Origin of the sequence: Paranoxybacillus vitaminiphilus, from assembly GCF_003259935.1 — a bacterium.
GTDB classification, from domain to species: Bacteria; Bacillota; Bacilli; order Bacillales; family Anoxybacillaceae; genus Paranoxybacillus; species Paranoxybacillus vitaminiphilus.
On the sequence record NZ_QLMH01000001.1, the window covers coordinates 57,103 to 75,149 of the forward strand.

The following is an 18,047-nucleotide window of genomic DNA, read 5'->3' on the forward strand; positions in this document are numbered from 1 at the left end:
CCTTATTCAGCTGTTTGTGCGAAAAGTTCGCGAATTTCTTGGATTTCGCTAATTGATTCGCGCTTTAAAATTAGCGTTTTTCCGAGTCGAAGTGCATGGCGTTTGGCGTTTAGGCGTTTTTCCTTTTCTTCAATGCCGTCAAGATCAGCGACGTGTGCTAACCCGATCGTGCGGCGAATGATTTCGCAACCGGCAAACCCGATGGCGTCCGTAAACGCTTTGTCTAATACTTCCTGCAAAAATCCCGGAACTTTTGCATAAGTTTCTACATTGTGATTTTCCCAAAGCTCGGAAAACGTTTCTCGAAACACTTTCCACGTTTTCTCAACATGAACAAATAAAGGTTCTCTTTCTTCTTCATTTCGGGACAACGCATTTAAGAGCAAGTTTGCAAAAAACTGTCCGAGGTCAAAGCCAATCGGACCATAAAAGGCAAACTCCGGATCGATGACTTTCGTTTCTTCATCGCTTGCAAAAATGCTTCCTGTATGTAAATCACCATGTAAAAGCGCATCGCCTTCCGTTAAAAACTTTCTTTTCAGTTTTGCTGTTTCAAGCTTTAATGCTGAATCGTTCCAAAGTGCTTCCACATCATCGCGCAACTCTTCTTCAAAATTATTTGTGTCATGGTCAAAGAATGGATCAGTGAACACGAGATCTTCAGTAATTTTACATAATTCCGGATTTACAAAGCTTTGTGCCAGCTGCTTTTTCTGCTGCTGGTTAAGCCCGAAATCAGACGTATAAAACAATGTTTTCGCTAAAAATTCGCCAATATGTTGTGAAAGAAGCGGATATGTTTTTCCTTCGATAAGTCCTTTGCGGGCGATTTGCAAATGAGATAAATCTTCCATCACCGTAACCGCTAAAGATTCATCGGAATAGTAAACTTTCGGGACATACTCCGGGACATAGCTGGCAAATGTACGCAAGGCGTTGCTTTCAATGACGGCTCGTTTTAACGTCAACGGCCAGCTTTCCCCGACAACTTTCGCGTAAGGCAATGCTTGTTTGATAATAATTCCTTTGTTCGTATTTTGGTCAACGATGTGAAAGACAAGATTTAAGTTGCCGTCTCCGATTTCACGGCATGTAAGCGGTGTACCTTCAGGAAACAACCCTAGACGAAGGGCAAGAGAAATAGCTGTGCTTTCTGTTAACGGTTCATATACGGACTGTTTAGAAATCGCCATGTGATAACGCCTCCTTAATATTTTTTACATATAACTCACTTCATACGAGGTGAAGCAGCGGGTAGTTCACACATACACATAAATAAAAGCCTCTTTCGCATATGGAAAGAGGCTTGAAGATTTCCCTTCTCACCTCTTATCTTTCAGAAAGAGTTTCTCTTTCTGTTGGACTTAGCACCGTACCTTGCGGAATTTTTTTCCGGCGCGAATGATGCGCCCTATCTCACGATAGTATTACGGCCGGTTGCTGGGCTTCATTGGGCCAATTCCCTCAGCCAACTCTTGATAAGAGTTTTGAACCAGTATATTTGATTGTTCTTAATTTTTTGAATCAAACGAAAATTATTTCGTTTTTCACTTGATTCGAATCATACATGGAAAGTAGAATTTTTGTCAATACCTTTTTTGAAAAAAATTTTTTAATTCGTATATCGTTCAGGGCGGCGATCAGCGAAAATCGGAATTTGCTTACGCACTTGTTTCACTTTATCTAAATCAATTTGTGCCACGATGGAACAAGGATTTTCATCCGCTTCGGTAATAATCTCTCCCCATGGATCAATCACCATCGAATGTCCGGCAAAGATGTTGTTCGGATCTTTTCCAGCGCGATTGCAGGCGATGACGTAGCATTGATTTTCAATCGCCCGCGCCTGCAGCAGCACACGCCAATGGTTAAGGCGGGGCAGAGGCCATTCGGCAACAACAAAAACAATTTCTGCGCCTTTTGTTGTATGAACGCGAAGCCATTCCGGAAAGCGAATATCATAACAAATTACTCCCGCGCATAATGTGTTTTCAAGAGTGAACAGTCCTTCTGTTTCTCCAGGCTGCAAATATAAATGCTCATCCATTAGTTTGAAAAGATGAAGTTTGCTATATTCCGAGACAATTTCTCCGTGACGGTTCACGACATACATCGTGTTCGTAACGCCTGTATCCGTTTTTTTGGCAATGGAACCTGCGACAATATGGACATTGTACAGACGGGAAAGTTCGCTAATAAATGCTTTTGTATCGGAACCATCTTCATCAGCAATGGCATCAAGCCGTGTTAAATCGTATCCTGTTGACCATAATTCAGGAAGAACAATAATATCCGGCTGCTGCAGCATCACTTTTTCAATTTCAGTGCGAACCCTTTTTTTGTTTTCTTCAGGATGGCCAAACGCAATATCAAGCTGAATACAAGCAATTTTTAAAGACATTATTTTTTCACCTCGAAAAATTTAACTTTACAATTTGATTTTTACGATATATGATTTGTGACTAGAATTTCAAGAAATTTTTGAGTAGGTGTAAGCGATGAAAAATTTTGTGCAATCAGATTTATTACAAAGCTTGCCGAAGCAGTTTTTTGCTTCGCTCGTTGAAAAAGTCGGAAGAGTGATTGCCCAAGGGCACGATGTCATTAATCTCGGACAGGGGAATCCGGACCAGCCGACTCCCGGGCATATTGTCGAAGCGCTGCAAAAAGCGGCAGCTAATCCGCGTTATCATAAATATTCGCCATTTCGCGGCTATCATTTTTTAAAAGAGGCGGTGGCAGCCTTTTATGAGCGGGAATATAACGTGAAGCTTGATCCGGAAAAGGAAGTGGCGATTTTATTTGGCGGAAAAGCCGGACTTGTTGAAATTCCCCAATGTTTAGTCAATCCGGGAGATGTTGTTCTCGTTCCTGACCCGGGCTATCCTGATTATTGGTCTGGTATTGCGCTTGCGAGAGCGAAAATGGAAATGATGCCTTTAAGGGCGGAAAACGGCTTTTTGCCTGACTATAAGGAGCTGCCTTTAAACGTAGCAGAAAACGCGAAATTAATGTTTTTGAACTATCCGAACAATCCGACGGGAGCGATTGCCACAAAGGAGTTTTTTGCGGAAACCGTCTCTTTTGCGGCCAAAAATGATATATGTGTCGTTCATGATTTCGCTTACGGTGCAATCGGTTTTGACGGTCAAAAACCGCTGAGCTTTTTGCAAACAGATGGAGCAAAAGAAGTTGGAATTGAAATTTATACATTTTCAAAAACATACAATATGGCTGGTTGGCGCGTCGGCTTTGCTGTTGGAAATGAAAACGTCATCGAGGCGCTCAATCTATTGCAGGATCATCTTTACGTGAGCATTTTTGGTGCGATACAAGAAGCGGCAGCACATGCGCTTTTAGCACCGCAGGATTGTGTGAATGAACTTGTTGAGTTATACGAATCGCGGCGCAATGTTTTTATTCGTGCTTTAAAAGACATTGGCTGGGACGTCACTGCTCCGGCAGGATCGTTTTTTGCGTGGCTTCCTGTTCCAAAAGGATTCACGTCAGAAACGTTTGCTGATTTGCTTCTTGAAAAAGCGCATGTAGTTGTTGCGCCAGGAATTGGTTTTGGCGAATATGGGGAAGGATATGTGCGTGCAGGTTTGCTGACAAGCCAAGAGCGTTTAGAGGAAGCAGCTGAGCGAATCGCCAAGCTCAATCTTTTTCATGATAAAGTATAAAAAATAATTGACACAACAAAAAATTCCTGTCATAATTCGAATTAAATTTGCGAAAATAAAAATTCTGAAAAATTGAATATTTAAGATAGCATTCTTATCAAGAGTAGGCGGAGGGACGAGCCCGATGAAGCCCGGCAACCGGCTTAACTAGCTTTAAGCACGGTGCTAATTCTTGCAGCGATACGCTGAGAGATAAGAAGAGCGAACGACTAGCCTCTTCTTATGAAGAGGTTTTTTTATTGAAAAGCGTGGAAAGAGGGTTCAACAATGAGTCAAGTAATTGCTACCTATCTCATTCATGATGTGAAAGATTTAGCGAAAAAAGCGGAAGGGATTGCTCTTGGTTTAACAGTCGGTTCCTGGACTGATTTGCCGCTGTTAGAGCAAGAGCAGCTTCGCAAGCATAAAGGGACTGTTGTCAGCATTATACCGCTTGAGGAGAATGAACGAGTCAATCAATATCTCGGTAAAAAAGTCCATCGTGCGCTTGTAAAAATTGCTTATCCGAGCGTTAATTTCAGCGCTGATTTGCCGGCGATTTTAACGACGGTGTTTGGAAAACTTTCGCTTGATGGGGAAGTGAAATTAATAGATTTACAGTTTTCTGCTGAACTGAAACAAGCGTTTCCAGGTCCGCGCTATGGCATTGAAGGAATTCGGGAAAAATTAGGAGTTTACGATCGCCCGCTTGTGATGAGTATTTTTAAAGGTGTCATCGGCCGCAATTTACAGTATTTATCTGAACAGTTAAAAGAGCAGGCGCTTGGCGGGGTGGATTTGATTAAAGACGATGAGATTTTATTTGAAAATGAACGAACGCCGTTTGAAAAGCGGATCGCCGTAGGAAAAAAAGTACTGCAGGAAGTTTATGAGAAGACGGGGCAGAAAACGTTATATGCTGTTAACTTATCCGGTAAAACATTCGAGTTGAAGGAAAAGGCGAAGCGAGCGGTGGAACTTGGCGCTGACATATTGTTATTCAACGTTTTTGCTTATGGTCTGGATGTATTGCAAGGTTTACGCGAAGATAAAGAAATTGAGATTCCGATTATGGCTCATCCGGCTGTTAGCGGTGCACTTACACCTTCTGAATTTTACGGCATTGCCAGTCCGCTTCTGCTGGGAAAACTGCTCCGTTTGGCAGGGGCTGATTTTTCATTATTCCCGTCGCCATACGGCAGCGTTGCCCTTGATAAGAATGAGGCGCAGAGCATTGCTGACGAACTGACGAAAGAAGATGAGCAGCTGAAAAGAACGTTCCCAGTACCATCAGCTGGCATTCATCCAGGATTAGTACCGTTGTTAGTCCGTGATTTTGGCAATGATTGTGTCATTAACGCGGGAGGCGGCGTACACGGTCATCCGGATGGGGCAGTTGGCGGCGGAAAAGCGTTCCGTGCTGCAGTTGCTGCCGTTTTATCAGGACGGTCACTGCAGGAAGCGGCAAAGGAAAATGAGGCTCTTAAAAAAGCGATTGCTTTATGGGGAGCACATGAGGTGAACGTATGAGCAAGCCAATCATTTTTTGCGATTTTGACGGAACGATTACAAACAGCGATAACATTATTGCCATTATGAAACAATTTGCTCCTCCCGAATGGGAAGCGATTAAGGATGATGTGCTGGCGCAGCGCATATCCATTCAAGAGGGAGTAGGCAGGATGTTTTCCCTGCTTCCGTCACACCGGAAAGATGAGATTACGGAATTTATCTTAAAAAATGCTGTTATTCGTGATGGGTTTTCTGAATTTGTTGCCTATACAAAACAAAACGATATCCCGCTTTATATTGTCAGCGGCGGAATCGATTTTTTTGTCTATCCGCTCCTTGAAGGATTGGTAGAAAAAGAGAAAATTTTTTGCAACGGTTCTGATTTTAGCGGGGAGACGATTAAAATTTTATGGCCGTACTCTTGCGATGAGCACTGTCACAACGAATGCGGCTGCTGCAAGCCGTCGCTCTTAAGAAAGCTGGCAAAAAATGAACCATTCACGATTGTCATTGGCGATTCGATTACCGATTTGCAGGCGGCAAAGCTGGCTGATCATGTGATTGCCCGCGATTTTCTTCTTGAAAAATGCAAGGAACTAGGTCTTTCCCATACGCCATTTTCTACATTTTTTGATGTTATTGATTTGTTAGAGGGGATGGAGGTGAATGTATGAGCTTGCTAGTAAAAAAATGGGAAGAGTTAGCGGATGTTAAAGATGAACTGGCTAAACGAGATTGGTTTTTTGCGACAAGCGGCAATCTTTCCATTAAAGTAACCGATGAACCGTTGACATTTCTTGTCACGGCAAGCGGCAAGGATAAGCGAAAGCGGACAGCGGAAGATTTTCTTCTTGTTGATGCGTCCGGAAAACCGGCAGAACCAACACATTTGAAACCTTCTGCGGAAACGCTTTTGCATGTGGAGATCTATAACAAAACAAACGCTGGTTGTGTTCTTCATGTTCATACGATTGACAATAATGTGATTTCCGAGCTTTACGGTGATGCGAAGGAAGTGACATTTACCGGGCAGGAGATTATTAAAGCATTTGGTTTATGGGAAGAAGATGCTGTTGTTCGCATTCCGATTATTAAAAATTACGCCCATATTCCAACGTTGGCTGACGAATTTTCGAAGCATGTAAAAGACGATGCAGGAGCGGTTCTCATCCGCAATCACGGAATTACCGTATGGGGACGCGACGCATTTGAAGCGAAGAAGTTTTTAGAAGCGTGGGAATTTTTATTCAGCTATCATGTGAAATTGTTAGCTTTTAAGCGTGCCATCATGTCAGTTTAGATGCTTGAAACGATGCTTCTGTTGACATTCGTATTCTTCTTCAACTAACCGGTCAGGCTGGCAGAATAAAAACTGCTTCTACGTAAAAGATTTAGATTATCAAACAAATCAATATAAGGAGGAGAAGTCAAAATGGCAGTCATTAAAATCAGAAAGACAGGGGAAATCATTAAAGGTGAAGAGAATGTATTACGTTTCTTAGAAAAGCAGGGAGTTCTTTATGAGCATTGGGATATTAATAAATTGCCGGATCGTTTGAAAGAAAAGTTTGTACTTACTGATGGAGAAAAGGAAGAGATTTTAGCAACCTTCAAAGAAGAGATTGAAAATTTAGCGGCAAGAAGAGGCTATAAAGCTTGGGATGTGGTAGCTTTATCAGATGCTACTCCGAATCTGGATGAGTTACTGAAGAAGTTCGAACAAGTACACATTCATACGGAAGACGAAGTCCGCGCGATCATAGCAGGTCACGGTATTTTTATTATCAAGGGAGATGAGCAAACAGGTTATTTTGATGTCGAGCTAGAAGCGGGTGATGTTATTTCTGTACCAGAAGGCAATCCGCATTTCTTCACATTGATGGAAGACCGCCAAGTAGTAGCCGTTCGTTTGTTCATTGATCCATCAGGCTGGGTTGCACATCCTTATGAAGAAAAAGAAGAAGTCATTAAATAAGTAAAACAATGAAAAAGCGTAGAGGTCATTCGTTGATTTCTACGCTTTTCATTTCTTTCTTTATTTTCGTTTAAAGATATAATAACGTTGTTGGTTTTCTTTTTCAACTAATAGTGCAGGTCGGTTGAAGAAGTCGTGCAAAAGAGTATTAAGACATGAATTATAAAACGTTCGTATTCTAACTAATCTTTTGTTTGAATCGTTTATTTTCTCTCTGTTTTGGTTTTGATGTGAAAAGGAGAAGTCCGCTGATGACAATGATGCTGCCGAGCAATTGTGAAGTATACATTTTTTCCCCTAACAATATATAAGCGAGCAGCGCGGTAAAAATCGGATTGAAATTCAAAAACATCCCGGACTTCGTGCTGCCCACTTTTTGAATGCCGATGTTCCAAAAAATCATCGCCAATACGGTTGCTCCTACACCTGTATATATGAGCGCACTCCAAAATGAAAGATTAGGTTCTGTTATTGTATAGGAGGAGATGAACGGAATAATCATGATGGCACCGAAAATTCCCGACCAAAGTGTCGCCTTAAAAGCAGAGACAAATTTCATTGCCTCTTTTGCAAAGACAGAATATAATCCCCAAATCGCGACAGCTCCTAACATATATAAATCTCCGATGTTAAAATGAAGATGAACAAGCTTTCGCCAATCACCGTGAATCATGACGATTAAAATCCCAATAAAAGAAATAGCCATTGCGATGCACTGGCGAATTGTTAATTTTTCTTTGTAAACGAAGTAAGAAACAATCGCAATGGAAATCGGATTAAGCGTCGATAAAAGCCCGACATTATCAGCGGTTGTATATTCCAAAGCTTTAAACAGGAACAAATTAAATAAAAGCACACCCGTCAGTCCCATAAAAATAAGCGGCAATAGCGCAATTTTCGGAAAAGAAAGGCGTCTTTCTTTCCACCAAACAAATGGAAGAAGACAAGCGATCGCCAAAAGCCAGCGCATTTCTGTTAAAACAAGAGGAGAGGCATACCCAACAAGAAATTTTCCGGCAACAAAATTGCCGCCCCATAAAAAGCTCGTAAATAATAATAGAAAGTAATATTTCCATTCTTCCTGCTGTTCCATATGTTTCATCCCAATCTATCATTTTATCGAATTATAAGTTTAGATTAAAAAATCGACATTAATATGTTCAAGTAAAACAAAAATAATTCTGTTTGCAAATGTTCATTGAGATAAAAAAGAGGCCGACCCATTTAATTGCTCTCAGGCATACTATATATTGTGTTGCGAGGTCTGATACTTTGCTTCTGGGCACTCTGCTTAAAAAGTTTCCATCAAAAAAATCATGGTCAACAATCCGAGAATAAAGGCATAGGTGGCTGTTCGTTCGTTGCCGTCGCCATGGCTTTCTGGAATTAATTCTTTATAAATGATAAATAACATCGCCCCGGCAGCGAATGCGAGGCCATAAGGAATGAGACGTTCAAAAATGGCTGTTAAATAAAAGCCGAAGAGTGATCCAACAATTTCAATCGCTCCAGTTAATGTTGCAATGATGAACGATTTCCATTTTCCGATGTTTTGTTTAATCAAAAATAATGCAACTAAAAAGCCTTCCGGAGCGTTTTGAAATCCAATCGCAAGAGCGATGAGATTGCCGGTGTCAGAAACATTGGAAGCGTAGCTAACACCGACAGACAATCCTTCTGGAATGTTATGTAAAGTGATGGCGGCAATAATCAACATCGCTTTTTCATCAAACTGAATTCCTTCTTTTGAGTGTTGTAAGTCAATGTGAGGAATTGTTTTTTCAAGAGTTGTTAATGTTAACACACCGAAAAAAAGCCCAATGGCAACAGAAAAAAAGCCGCCTGCATGCAATGCTTCCGGTATCAATCCCATCATGGAAGCTGCCATCATGATCCCAGCTGTGAATGCTAATAAAAGGTCGCGCCCATGATGGGTAATAGAGCGCGAAAAAAATAAAATTGGAATGGCTCCTAAACCGGTGGAAAGAGCAGACAATACGCTTCCAGCTAATACTTGTTCCATATCGCTCCCTCTAAAATCAATTTTTTGATTTATTCTTTACTAATCGGCAAGCAAATAGATACAACGGTTCCTTCATTTACTTTGCTTTTAATTTCAATTTTTCCTTTGTGCATATGAACAATTCGTTGGCATACGACAAGACCTAGCCCTGTTCCTGTATCTTTCATTGTAAAAAATGGTGTAAAAATTTTGGAAAGAGCTTCTTCCGGTATTCCTTCACCAGTATCAGAGATTTCTAATTTACAACTATCGTTTTCCCTGCTTAACGAAATCGTTAATACGCCTCCTAAAGGCATCGCTTCAAGAGCATTTTTTGTTAAATTTAAAATCACTTGCTTAATGTGGTCTTTCGAGCAAAGAACGATTAATGGAGCAGGCTCGATGAACGTTTGATAAACGACGTTATGCAAATGAGCCTGCGAATCGATAATCGGTGATAGCTCTTCAATAATTTCCCGCAAATCGTGACGCTCAAATTTTTGTACCGTCGGTTTTCCTAGCATTAAAAACTCGCTGACAATTTGATTGATTCGATTTATTTCTTTCTTAATAACGGAAAAATAAAGTTGAGATTCTTCATCTTTGTATTTTTCACTTAGCAGCTGAATAAAACCTTTAATCCCTGTAAGCGGATTACGAATTTCGTGAGCTGTGCTCGCTGCTAATGTGCCGACTAACTCTAATTTTTGTGCTTCGTTTTGTATGCGTTCATACGTTGTTTTGCGTTTAAGTAATATATACTTAATGAATAAAAAGATGATATGAGTGATTACTAGAATAAGCAAAATATATACAATCGATAGTGACAGCAATTTTTGATAGTCGAGCGGCAGTGGTTTTGCGGCAATCATCCAAGGTACATTGTTAAGGTAGCTTGTAACAGAAAACTTTTTATCATCATCATTTTCTTGCTGTTTCGTTTTAGCGATCACAACATGGTTCATATCGTAAATTTTTAAAGATAAATCTGGATTTACAAGTTTAATGATATTTTCAATATAATCAAGACGTAAATCAGCGACTAAAAATGCTTGAATTTCATCAGCCTGATTAAAAACAGGGCTGGCAATTGTTACGATATATTGATCGTTTTTCTCATTATAATATGCTTCAGAGATGGAAGTTTTCCGCGTTTGCAGCGCTGTTTGGAAATAACTACGGGAAAAAATTGCCGTTCCTTCTTGAGCATCCCTCGTTCCCGTTATGATTTCACCGTTGGAGCTTGCTAAATAAATACTAAAAAAACGCGGGTCTTTATAATATGTTTTTACTAATATATCTTTTATGTACTGATTATTTGAAAGCAGCTGATTTTCGCTGCTAAGTACAAGAGAAAGCATCTCTAAGCTTGTAACGGTTTCTCCAATAAACTGTTCAATATGATTTTTATGAAGGTCAACCATTTTTTTCGTTTCATTTATGTTCTCATGAACTAAGTCATTATATTTTGCATGCGTAAAATAAAAAATTCCTATGATAGAAGGAATGATAACAACTACGATATATAATGTGAGATTTTTGAACCTATTTTGTTTCATTAGCTATTTCTCCTTAGAACAATCATTGCTCATACTATACATTATAATATAATAAAAATGAATCAGTCATTAATAGATATAGGTTTAATTACAAAATCTCTCATCATAAATGAGCTTTATTGACAAAATATGATGTTTTCAGTAGAATTATTTTGAATTCGAGATTAAAGGATTTGATACGAATGACAAGAAGAGAAGACTTGGATCAATCGCTAAAATTGTTTATTGTTTTATCGCGGGCATATCGGGCGGTAAACGATCAAGTAAATAAATCCATTCATAGTTTTGGTGTCAATCCGACAGAGTTTGCTGTACTAGAGCTGCTTTATCATAAAGGCGATCAGCCGCTTCAGCAAATCGGCGAAAAAATTTTGCTTGCCAGCGGCAGCATTACATATGTAATCGATAAGCTCGAACAAAAAGGGCTGATTGTCCGCAAAGCCTGTGAAAAGGATAGACGGGTTACTTACGCTTCGATTACGGAGAAAGGGAAGCAATTTATTGAAAAGGTATTTCCTGAGCATGAACAAACGATTCATGAAATTGTCTCAGGACTTACGGTTCAGGAGAAAGACCAGCTGATCGAATTGCTTAAAAAATTAGGATATAGTGCCAAAAAATAAGCGGTGCTTTCATAAGCGGCCGCTTATTTTTTGGCAAAATTATGAGGCAGTTTTCTCTTTTGCCGTTATGCTGACAGCTTTTTTGTATTCGTTTCTTCTTGGCTGGCTCTTTTTACTTGTGGATAGAAGAAAATTCCGCTTGCGAGCAAACCAACGCCAAGCATAAACGTTTTTAAATCAGCTGTTCCAGCGATGATGACCCAAATGGAATAAATGGTTGCCAAAGCAGCAATAATGCCGTCAGTAACTCTGCCTTTATTGGACAACTCATACGTTTCTCCAGTAATCGTAAGTTTTAACTGGAACAAAGAGGAAATTAAATACGGAACAAGATATGCCAATGTCGCGATATAAATAACAAAATCAAATGCTGCTGACATGGAATTAGAGATCGTTGAAAAAATAAAGATTTGTGCCAGGACATTGGAAACAATCAATGAAAACTTCGGCATTCCTTTTTTGTTTTCTTTTAAAAAGGCTGGCATAAAGAGTCCTTGCTTTGCCGCCTGATAAGGAACTTCGGCACTCAACAATACCCAGCCTAACGTTGAACCTAAAAGGCTGATTAAACCAAGTCCGGCAAGAATGTAAGCTCCACTAGGGCCCAAAATTGTTTCAATCGCATCAACAAGCGGTTTTTCTGACTGAATCAGCTTTTCTTGCGGCAGCAAGCCCATAACAAGTATGCTGATGCTAATATAAATGGCAAGGGCAATGAAAAGTCCAAGAATCGTTGCCCGCTTTACATCTGATTGTTTTCGAGCGCGTGAAGCAAATACGATGGCCGACTCAATACCAACAAATGCCCACAATGTCGTTACAGCTGCATTGTTTACTTGGCTTAAAAGTCCGATTGCTTGGCCTGTTTCGTCATACCGCGGCGCAGTAAACGGACCGATATTGCTTTTTTCAAAAGCGAACAAACTGATGACAATAAATAAGAAAAATCCTAGCACTTTTGCCGCTGTGGCAACAAAGTTTAATTTTCCGGCGTCTTCAATGCCGCGCAAAATAATAAAGTGCATTCCCCATAGCAAAAGAGTACATACAATAAATGTCAAGAAATTTCCAAGCTTCAAATCTAGAGAACCAATCATAAATAACGACTGTTTGCTCGTTAAAACCGGAAAGAATGTTGACAAATAGCTCGTAAATGTCGTAATGATGGCTACGTTACCGGCAAAATTGCCAATCCAATATCCCCATGAAGACATAAAACCAGACAATGTGGAGGTATTTGAACCTCTTGGGAATAACTCTTTCGCATAAATTTGCGGCCCGCCGTTTAACTCCGGTTTGCGAATCGCTAAACTTCCAAACACGAGAGCCGTCATAAGCACTCCTGCTCCCGTTAGCAGCCATGCTAAAACTACGCCGGCAGGATTTGCTGCTTCAGCTAGTGTGCGGGGAAGCATAAAAATTCCAGAACCTACCATGTTGCCAACGACTAATGCTGTTAGAAGCCAAATTCCTAGTTTATTTTGTTGCAACGTTCAATCTCCTTTCTTGCGATTCAATGCACGATTTTGCATAAAAAAATACACCCTAAGTTTTCTACGGGTGCATAAACATCCGCATCAAACTTAAGACTGATAGTTCTCCATCGTTTAATCAAAACGATGACAGTCCTGTTCCTATTCGGAGACAGTCCCAGTTTGCAACGTCAGAGTCCATTGCAAACTTCGGCAATGAATCCTTTCATTTGAGATCATCGATTTCTCTGAATCTCCTTCAAATTACTCTTACTCATTGCAGCCTCTATCTCATCTTAGTTGAAGAGAAAGAAAAACTATTCAATTGCCGTCATAATCATACATGTTTTAGAAAGCTTCGTCAACGGTATTTTTATACAATAATATTTTTAGTTTATGATGAAAAAGCAGCCGAGAATCCGTAATTAGATATTGTCAATACTGATGACGCCTTAATGAAGCGATTAAAAGATATAAAAGTTATAGCGTCAAAAAACGATTGTTGATGATTAACTTGATGGATTCATGCAAATTAAAGGAGAACATATTCAGTCGCATGACCATTACGGCGATTGCCGGGTTTTATTTCTGCCTAAAAAGGAATGGGACGATGAGAGTGAAATGGAGCGGACGATTCAATTTCTTATGCATGGATTAACGAAAAAGTAAGAGGCTGTCTCATAAGGGTCTGACCTCATACTTGTTTCACAATATATAGTTCATTTATTCCAATATATGATCTATATATTGTGTTGTGGGATCTGACCCTGGAATTTGAGACAGCCTCTTTTGTTAGTTCATCTCTGCTTTTTTGCAACAATGCGGTCGTTTTCAACGGCAATGTGAATATGTTTGACTTCTTCTTGTTCAAGAAGCAAATCAGCAATTTGATCCTCGACATGTTCCTGGATCGCACGGCGAAGCGGACGAGCGCCGAATGCAGGATGATAGCCGATTTCTGCAAGTTTTTCCTTCGCTTCTTGAGAAATATCAACTTCAATGCCTTCTTCTTTTAATGTTGCTTTTAGTTCGTCAAGCATAAGCTCTACAATTTGCAACATATGTTCTTTTTCAAGCGGTTTAAATTCGATAATCGCATCAAAGCGGTTTAAAAATTCAGGTTTGAAGTAAGAGCTTAATGAATCAAGAAGGCTTGTCCGGCTGCTTTCGTTTTCTTTGCCGAAACCAACGGTAATCTTTTTGTCTGTTACCCCTGCGTTGCTTGTCATAATAATGACGGTATCTTTAAAGCTTACGGTGCGCCCTTGGCTGTCTGTTAAGCGGCCGTCCTCTAAAATTTGCAAGTACATGTGCTGCACATCAGGATGCGCTTTTTCAATTTCGTCTAACAAGATAATGCTGTAAGGATTGCGGCGCACTTTTTCTGTTAATTGACCAGCTTCCTCATGGCCGACATAGCCTGGAGGTGAACCGATTAATTTAGATACGGAGTGCTTTTCCATATATTCGCTCATATCTAGGCGGATCATTGCGTCTTTAGAACCGAATAATTCTTCGGCAAGTGTTTTCGTTAATTCTGTTTTACCGACACCAGTTGGTCCAACGAATAAGAATGAAGCGATTGGGCGATTTTTTGCTTTCAGTCCGGCGCGGCTGCGGCGAATCGCTTTTGCCACTTTTTTCACCGCTTCTTTTTGTCCGATTACTTTCTTGGCGAGGTTTTCTTCTAAGTTTTTCATTTTTTCTTGTTCACTTGCTTGAAGTTTACCAACAGGAATGCCTGTTTTTTCTTCAATGATTTTTTGAATGTCGGCTACGTCTACGATGGCTTTTTCTGCTTCTGCTTTATTTTCTAATTGTTTTTCCAGCTTCAATTCTTCATCACGGAGTTTTGCTGCCAATTCGTAGTTTTCTTCTTTCGCAGCTTTTTCCTTTTCTTTCGCCAGCTGAGCAAGGCGCTCTTGAATTTGTTTTTCATCCGTTGGACCGGTGCGCAAGTTCACTTTAGAACCTGCTTCATCTAATAAATCGATCGCTTTGTCAGGCAGGAAGCGGTCTTGAATATAGCGATGTGATAATGTGACGCACGCTTTAATCGCTTCATCTGTATATTTTACTTGATGGAATTGTTCATATTTTTCTTGAATACCTTTTAAAATTTCAATTGCCTGTTCGATTGTTGGCTCGTGTACCATCACTGGCTGGAAGCGTCGTTCAAGCGCAGCGTCTTTCTCGATTTGGCGATATTCTTTTAATGTCGTTGCGCCGACTACTTGAAGCTCGCCGCGCGCTAACGCAGGTTTTAAAATATTGCCCGCGTCCATAGAGCCTTCCGCTGAACCGGCACCGACAAGCAGATGAATTTCATCGATAAACAAGATAATATTTTTACGATGTTGCAGCTCCGCAATTAATTGTTTCATGCGTTCTTCGAATTGCCCGCGGATGCCGGTATTGGCGACAAGGGAAGCCACATCGAGCAAATATACTTCTTTGTTTAAAAGTTTCGCCGGCACGTTTCCTTCAGCAATTCTTAATGCAAGCCCTTCAACAATCGCGGTTTTACCAACACCTGGCTCGCCGATTAATACAGGGTTATTTTTATTTCTCCGGTTTAAAATTTCAATGACACGTTCAATTTCTTTATCACGGCCGATAACAGGGTCGATGAGACCGGCTTTAGCAAGCTGTGTTAAGTTGCGGCCGAATTTATCTAAAAAGCCGCCGCCTTTTCCATGCTGCATTTGTGGAGAAGTTGGCTGTTTTACTTCGAATAAGCTTGGTTCAGCAAACCCGTTCAACAATTCGTCAAATGGAAAATGTGAAAAGCCGCTGAAACCAAAGCCGGATGGAATTTCAATATTTTGTTTCTCATAACATGCACGGCAAAGGTGCATTTGTTTTTTCTCGTTGTTAAATTGTAGATTTACAAACACTGTAGCTTGGTTTTGTTGACAAGATTGGCAAAGCATAAGTCTCAACCTCCTCTGTTTGACCTTGACTATCTTTGACCTTTCTGACTTTATTATACTTTGACCTTTTTTGACTTTCAAGTACTTTATAAAAATTTTTTTGTGAAAAAGATGAGAAATTCTTTTGAACGATTTGTGAAAGTGGAAATGGAAAGAAGGACAATATGATATAGTGAAGGATAGAAAAATATAGAAGGAGAGAAAGTCATGAACAGAAAGAGTTATCTTATAGCATTTGTTCTGATGATTGTCATTGGGATTTTATCTTCCTGCGCTCAAAAGAATGAAGAAAATGAAAAAGCGGAGCAATTGGCGTTTCTTGATGTAAAAATACAAACAGAAGAGAAAATTGAACTAAATAAAGAAACAGAAATCGCCTGCCTTGTTACATATGGAAAAGAGAAAGTAACCGATGCTGATGAAGTGAAATTTGAAATTTGGAAAAACGGAGAAGAAGACCATGAAATGTTGCTAGGCGAGCATCGCGGAGAAGGGAAATATTCCGTTAAGAAAACATTTACTGAACCTGGAACTTATTCAATCGTTGCGCATGTTACTGCCAGAAGCATGCATAATATGCCAAAGAAAGAAATTACGGTAGACGGAAACGAAACAGCTCATTCTGAAAATAGTTCAAACGATAAAAATGAGCATCAAGGGGAACACCATGGCCACCATCATTCGAATGTTATGATTGCACTTCAAAACGAACAAACTTATCAACTCAATACCGATACAGCTCTGATTGCCAACATTCAGCTTAACGGTCAACCTTTATCGGAAGCACAAGTAAAATTTGAAGTTTGGAAGGAAAATGCGGAAAAACATGAATTTATTGATGCGAAAGAGGAAGGAAATGGAGAGTATAAGGCAGTAAAAAAGTTCACTGAGGCGGGAATTTATTTTGTAAAAATTCATGTGCAAAAAGGAGATATTCACGAACATCAAGTTGAAAAAATCGTTGTACAATAATGATTTTGTCAGGGACTGACTCCCTCGAATGTTTCCAATATTTATGGCTTATTGGTCCATAAATATGGTCGTTGAGGTGTCAGTCTTTTTGTTTTTGAGGCAGTTTTTTCGTTATGCTCGTCTTTCCGTCTCCTTTTCTTCATATATATGGCTATATGCAGGACAAGGAATGGAGTGAGCAAATTGGCAATAACAAAATGGTCGGGAGCTATACAAGTAGCGGCGGTTTATGTAGGGACGGTCGTGGGAGCGGGGTTTGCGACAGGAAAGGAAATTGTCGAATTTTTCACGCAATACGGACCGTTTGGGCTGCTTGGCATATTGATTAGCGGTTTTTTATTTATTTGGCTCGGCATGCGGATGATGCTGATTGCCAGCAGGATAAAAGCGTCTTCTTATAAAGAATTGAACGACTATTTGTTTGGGAAAACAATCAGTTCAGTTGTGACATTTGTGATGATGCTCATTGCATTAGGAACGGCATCAGTGATGTTGTCAGGGGCTGGAGCGGTTTTTGAGGAGCAGCTCGGAATTTCGAAGCAGCTTGGCGTCTTTGCGACAATTTTGTTGACATTTGTTGTCATGCTTTTTGGTTTGAAAGGATTGTTCAGCGTCAATGTCGTGATTGTTCCAATGCTGCTTCTATTTAGCCTTTCCACTTCAGCAATCGCTTTATTTGATTTAGAAATAACGGATGCGATTGTTTATCCTTCTTCTTTTAAATGGGTCTTGTCGCCGTTTGCCTATGTTGCTTTCAACCTAGCGATGGCACAAATGGTCCTTGTTCCGCTTGCCAGCGAAATTCAAGATGAACAAATCGTTAAAAGAGGCTCTGTTTTAGGAGGAATATTATTATTTATTGTATTGGTGAGCAGCCATATTTCTTTATCAGTTCTGCCTGATGTGTTAAAATATGACATTCCAATGGCAGAAGTGGTAAAAACGTTTTTCATTTCTTTTTATTGGCTATACATTGTTGTTATTTACGGAGAAATTTTTACGTCATTGATTGGCGGAATATTTGGATTGCAAAGACAGCTGCACAGTTACTTTTCCATTTCGAATATCGTTCTGCTTTTTGTTCTTTTGCTGATTGTGTATGTAATTAGCCTTGTCGATTACAGTTCGTTATTGTCATTTTTATATCCGCTTTTCGGTTATATAAGCATTTTGTTTCTTATTTTTTTAGTATGCTGTAAAATTCCGTAATAAAGTATATTGACCTTATCGAAAATTCCTCACATAATCAAAGGTGAAGGGAGATTTTATCGGAAATCCTTTTATCGTGTGGTGAACACTCCTTATATTTCAACCATTTACATAAAAAGAATTTGTTA

General features: G+C 39.8%; 16 protein-coding genes and 3 riboswitches. Of the genes, 9 read left to right on the forward strand and 7 right to left on the reverse strand.

The annotated features are described in order from the left end of the window. Positions 1–2: 2 nt before the first annotated feature. Both mtnK and B0I26_RS00290 read right to left on the reverse strand, forming a co-directional pair. Positions 3–1,193: an S-methyl-5-thioribose kinase gene (gene mtnK / locus B0I26_RS00285; protein WP_111643480.1), complete on the reverse strand. Its 1,191-nt coding sequence runs from the start codon at positions 1,191–1,193 to the stop codon at positions 3–5. A gap of 133 nt (positions 1,194–1,326) precedes the next feature. Next, positions 1,327–1,485, reverse strand: a riboswitch (SAM riboswitch). A gap of 127 nt (positions 1,486–1,612) precedes the next feature. Continuing rightward, entirely contained in the window at positions 1,613–2,401 is a 789-nt protein-coding gene (locus B0I26_RS00290) for a carbon-nitrogen family hydrolase (RefSeq protein ID WP_111643481.1), read from the reverse strand. A gap of 97 nt (positions 2,402–2,498) precedes the next feature. Between B0I26_RS00290 and B0I26_RS00295 the strand changes: the two genes are divergently transcribed. From B0I26_RS00295 to B0I26_RS00315, 5 genes are all read left to right on the forward strand, one after another. Beyond that, positions 2,499–3,683 carry a pyridoxal phosphate-dependent aminotransferase gene (locus tag B0I26_RS00295; protein ID WP_111643482.1) on the forward strand — a complete coding sequence of 395 codons (1,185 nt, stop codon included), beginning with the start codon at positions 2,499–2,501 and terminating at the stop codon, positions 3,681–3,683. A 91-nt stretch (positions 3,684–3,774) separates the two neighbouring features. Further along, positions 3,775–3,882: riboswitch (SAM riboswitch) on the forward strand. 68 nt (positions 3,883–3,950) lie between these two features. Continuing rightward, positions 3,951–5,192 (forward strand): 2,3-diketo-5-methylthiopentyl-1-phosphate enolase, encoded by a 1,242-nt coding sequence (gene mtnW / locus B0I26_RS00300; RefSeq protein WP_111643483.1) that lies wholly within the window; start codon positions 3,951–3,953, stop codon positions 5,190–5,192. Beyond that, positions 5,189–5,848: a 2-hydroxy-3-keto-5-methylthiopentenyl-1-phosphate phosphatase gene (locus B0I26_RS00305; protein ID WP_111643484.1), complete on the forward strand. Its 660-nt coding sequence runs from the start codon at positions 5,189–5,191 to the stop codon at positions 5,846–5,848. The genes mtnW and B0I26_RS00305 overlap by 4 nt, the downstream gene beginning before the upstream one ends. Further along, positions 5,845–6,474, forward strand: coding sequence for a methylthioribulose 1-phosphate dehydratase (locus B0I26_RS00310; protein WP_111643485.1), 630 nt, complete (start codon positions 5,845–5,847; stop codon positions 6,472–6,474). The genes B0I26_RS00305 and B0I26_RS00310 overlap by 4 nt, the downstream gene beginning before the upstream one ends. 132 nt (positions 6,475–6,606) lie before the next feature. Then, entirely contained in the window at positions 6,607–7,149 is a 543-nt protein-coding gene (locus B0I26_RS00315; RefSeq protein WP_111643486.1) for a 1,2-dihydroxy-3-keto-5-methylthiopentene dioxygenase, read from the forward strand. Between the two features lie 178 nt (positions 7,150–7,327). Here B0I26_RS00315 and B0I26_RS00320 read toward each other — a convergent pair whose 3' ends face one another. The 3 genes from B0I26_RS00320 to B0I26_RS00330 form a co-directional block, all read right to left on the reverse strand. Further along, on the reverse strand, positions 7,328–8,242 hold the full coding sequence (locus B0I26_RS00320) for a DMT family transporter (RefSeq protein WP_111643487.1): 915 nt from the start codon (positions 8,240–8,242) through the stop codon (positions 7,328–7,330). Between the two features lie 198 nt (positions 8,243–8,440). After that, a complete protein-coding gene (locus B0I26_RS00325) occupies positions 8,441–9,172 on the reverse strand; it encodes a ZIP family metal transporter (RefSeq protein ID WP_111643488.1) in 732 nt (243 codons plus the stop codon). 29 nt (positions 9,173–9,201) lie between these two features. Further along, positions 9,202–10,710: an ATP-binding protein gene (locus B0I26_RS00330; RefSeq protein WP_111643489.1), complete on the reverse strand. Its 1,509-nt coding sequence runs from the start codon at positions 10,708–10,710 to the stop codon at positions 9,202–9,204. Positions 10,711–10,892: 182 nt separating this feature from the next. Here B0I26_RS00330 and B0I26_RS00335 point away from each other — a divergent pair, with 182 nt between their 5' ends. Further along, positions 10,893–11,333 carry a MarR family winged helix-turn-helix transcriptional regulator gene (locus B0I26_RS00335; protein WP_111643490.1) on the forward strand — a complete coding sequence of 147 codons (441 nt, stop codon included), beginning with the start codon at positions 10,893–10,895 and terminating at the stop codon, positions 11,331–11,333. Between the two features lie 65 nt (positions 11,334–11,398). Here B0I26_RS00335 and B0I26_RS00340 read toward each other — a convergent pair whose 3' ends face one another. Further along, complete coding sequence (locus B0I26_RS00340; RefSeq protein WP_111643491.1) at positions 11,399–12,823, reverse strand: amino acid permease; 1,425 nt, start codon at positions 12,821–12,823, stop codon at positions 11,399–11,401. 95 nt (positions 12,824–12,918) lie between these two features. Next, a riboswitch (Lysine riboswitch) is annotated at positions 12,919–13,102 on the reverse strand. A gap of 228 nt (positions 13,103–13,330) precedes the next feature. Between B0I26_RS00340 and B0I26_RS00345 the strand changes: the two genes are divergently transcribed. Continuing rightward, positions 13,331–13,474, forward strand: coding sequence for a hypothetical protein (locus B0I26_RS00345; protein ID WP_245934683.1), 144 nt, complete (start codon positions 13,331–13,333; stop codon positions 13,472–13,474). A gap of 128 nt (positions 13,475–13,602) precedes the next feature. Here B0I26_RS00345 and B0I26_RS00350 read toward each other — a convergent pair whose 3' ends face one another. After that, positions 13,603–15,738 carry an ATP-dependent Clp protease ATP-binding subunit gene (locus B0I26_RS00350; protein ID WP_111643492.1) on the reverse strand — a complete coding sequence of 712 codons (2,136 nt, stop codon included), beginning with the start codon at positions 15,736–15,738 and terminating at the stop codon, positions 13,603–13,605. A 207-nt stretch (positions 15,739–15,945) separates the two neighbouring features. Between B0I26_RS00350 and B0I26_RS00355 the strand changes: the two genes are divergently transcribed. Next, positions 15,946–16,710 carry a FixH family protein gene (locus B0I26_RS00355; protein ID WP_111643493.1) on the forward strand — a complete coding sequence of 255 codons (765 nt, stop codon included), beginning with the start codon at positions 15,946–15,948 and terminating at the stop codon, positions 16,708–16,710. Positions 16,711–16,857: 147 nt separating this feature from the next. Beyond that, positions 16,858–17,919, forward strand: coding sequence for a YkvI family membrane protein (locus B0I26_RS00360; RefSeq protein ID WP_181502650.1), 1,062 nt, complete (start codon positions 16,858–16,860; stop codon positions 17,917–17,919). Positions 17,920–18,047: the final 128 nt, after the last annotated feature.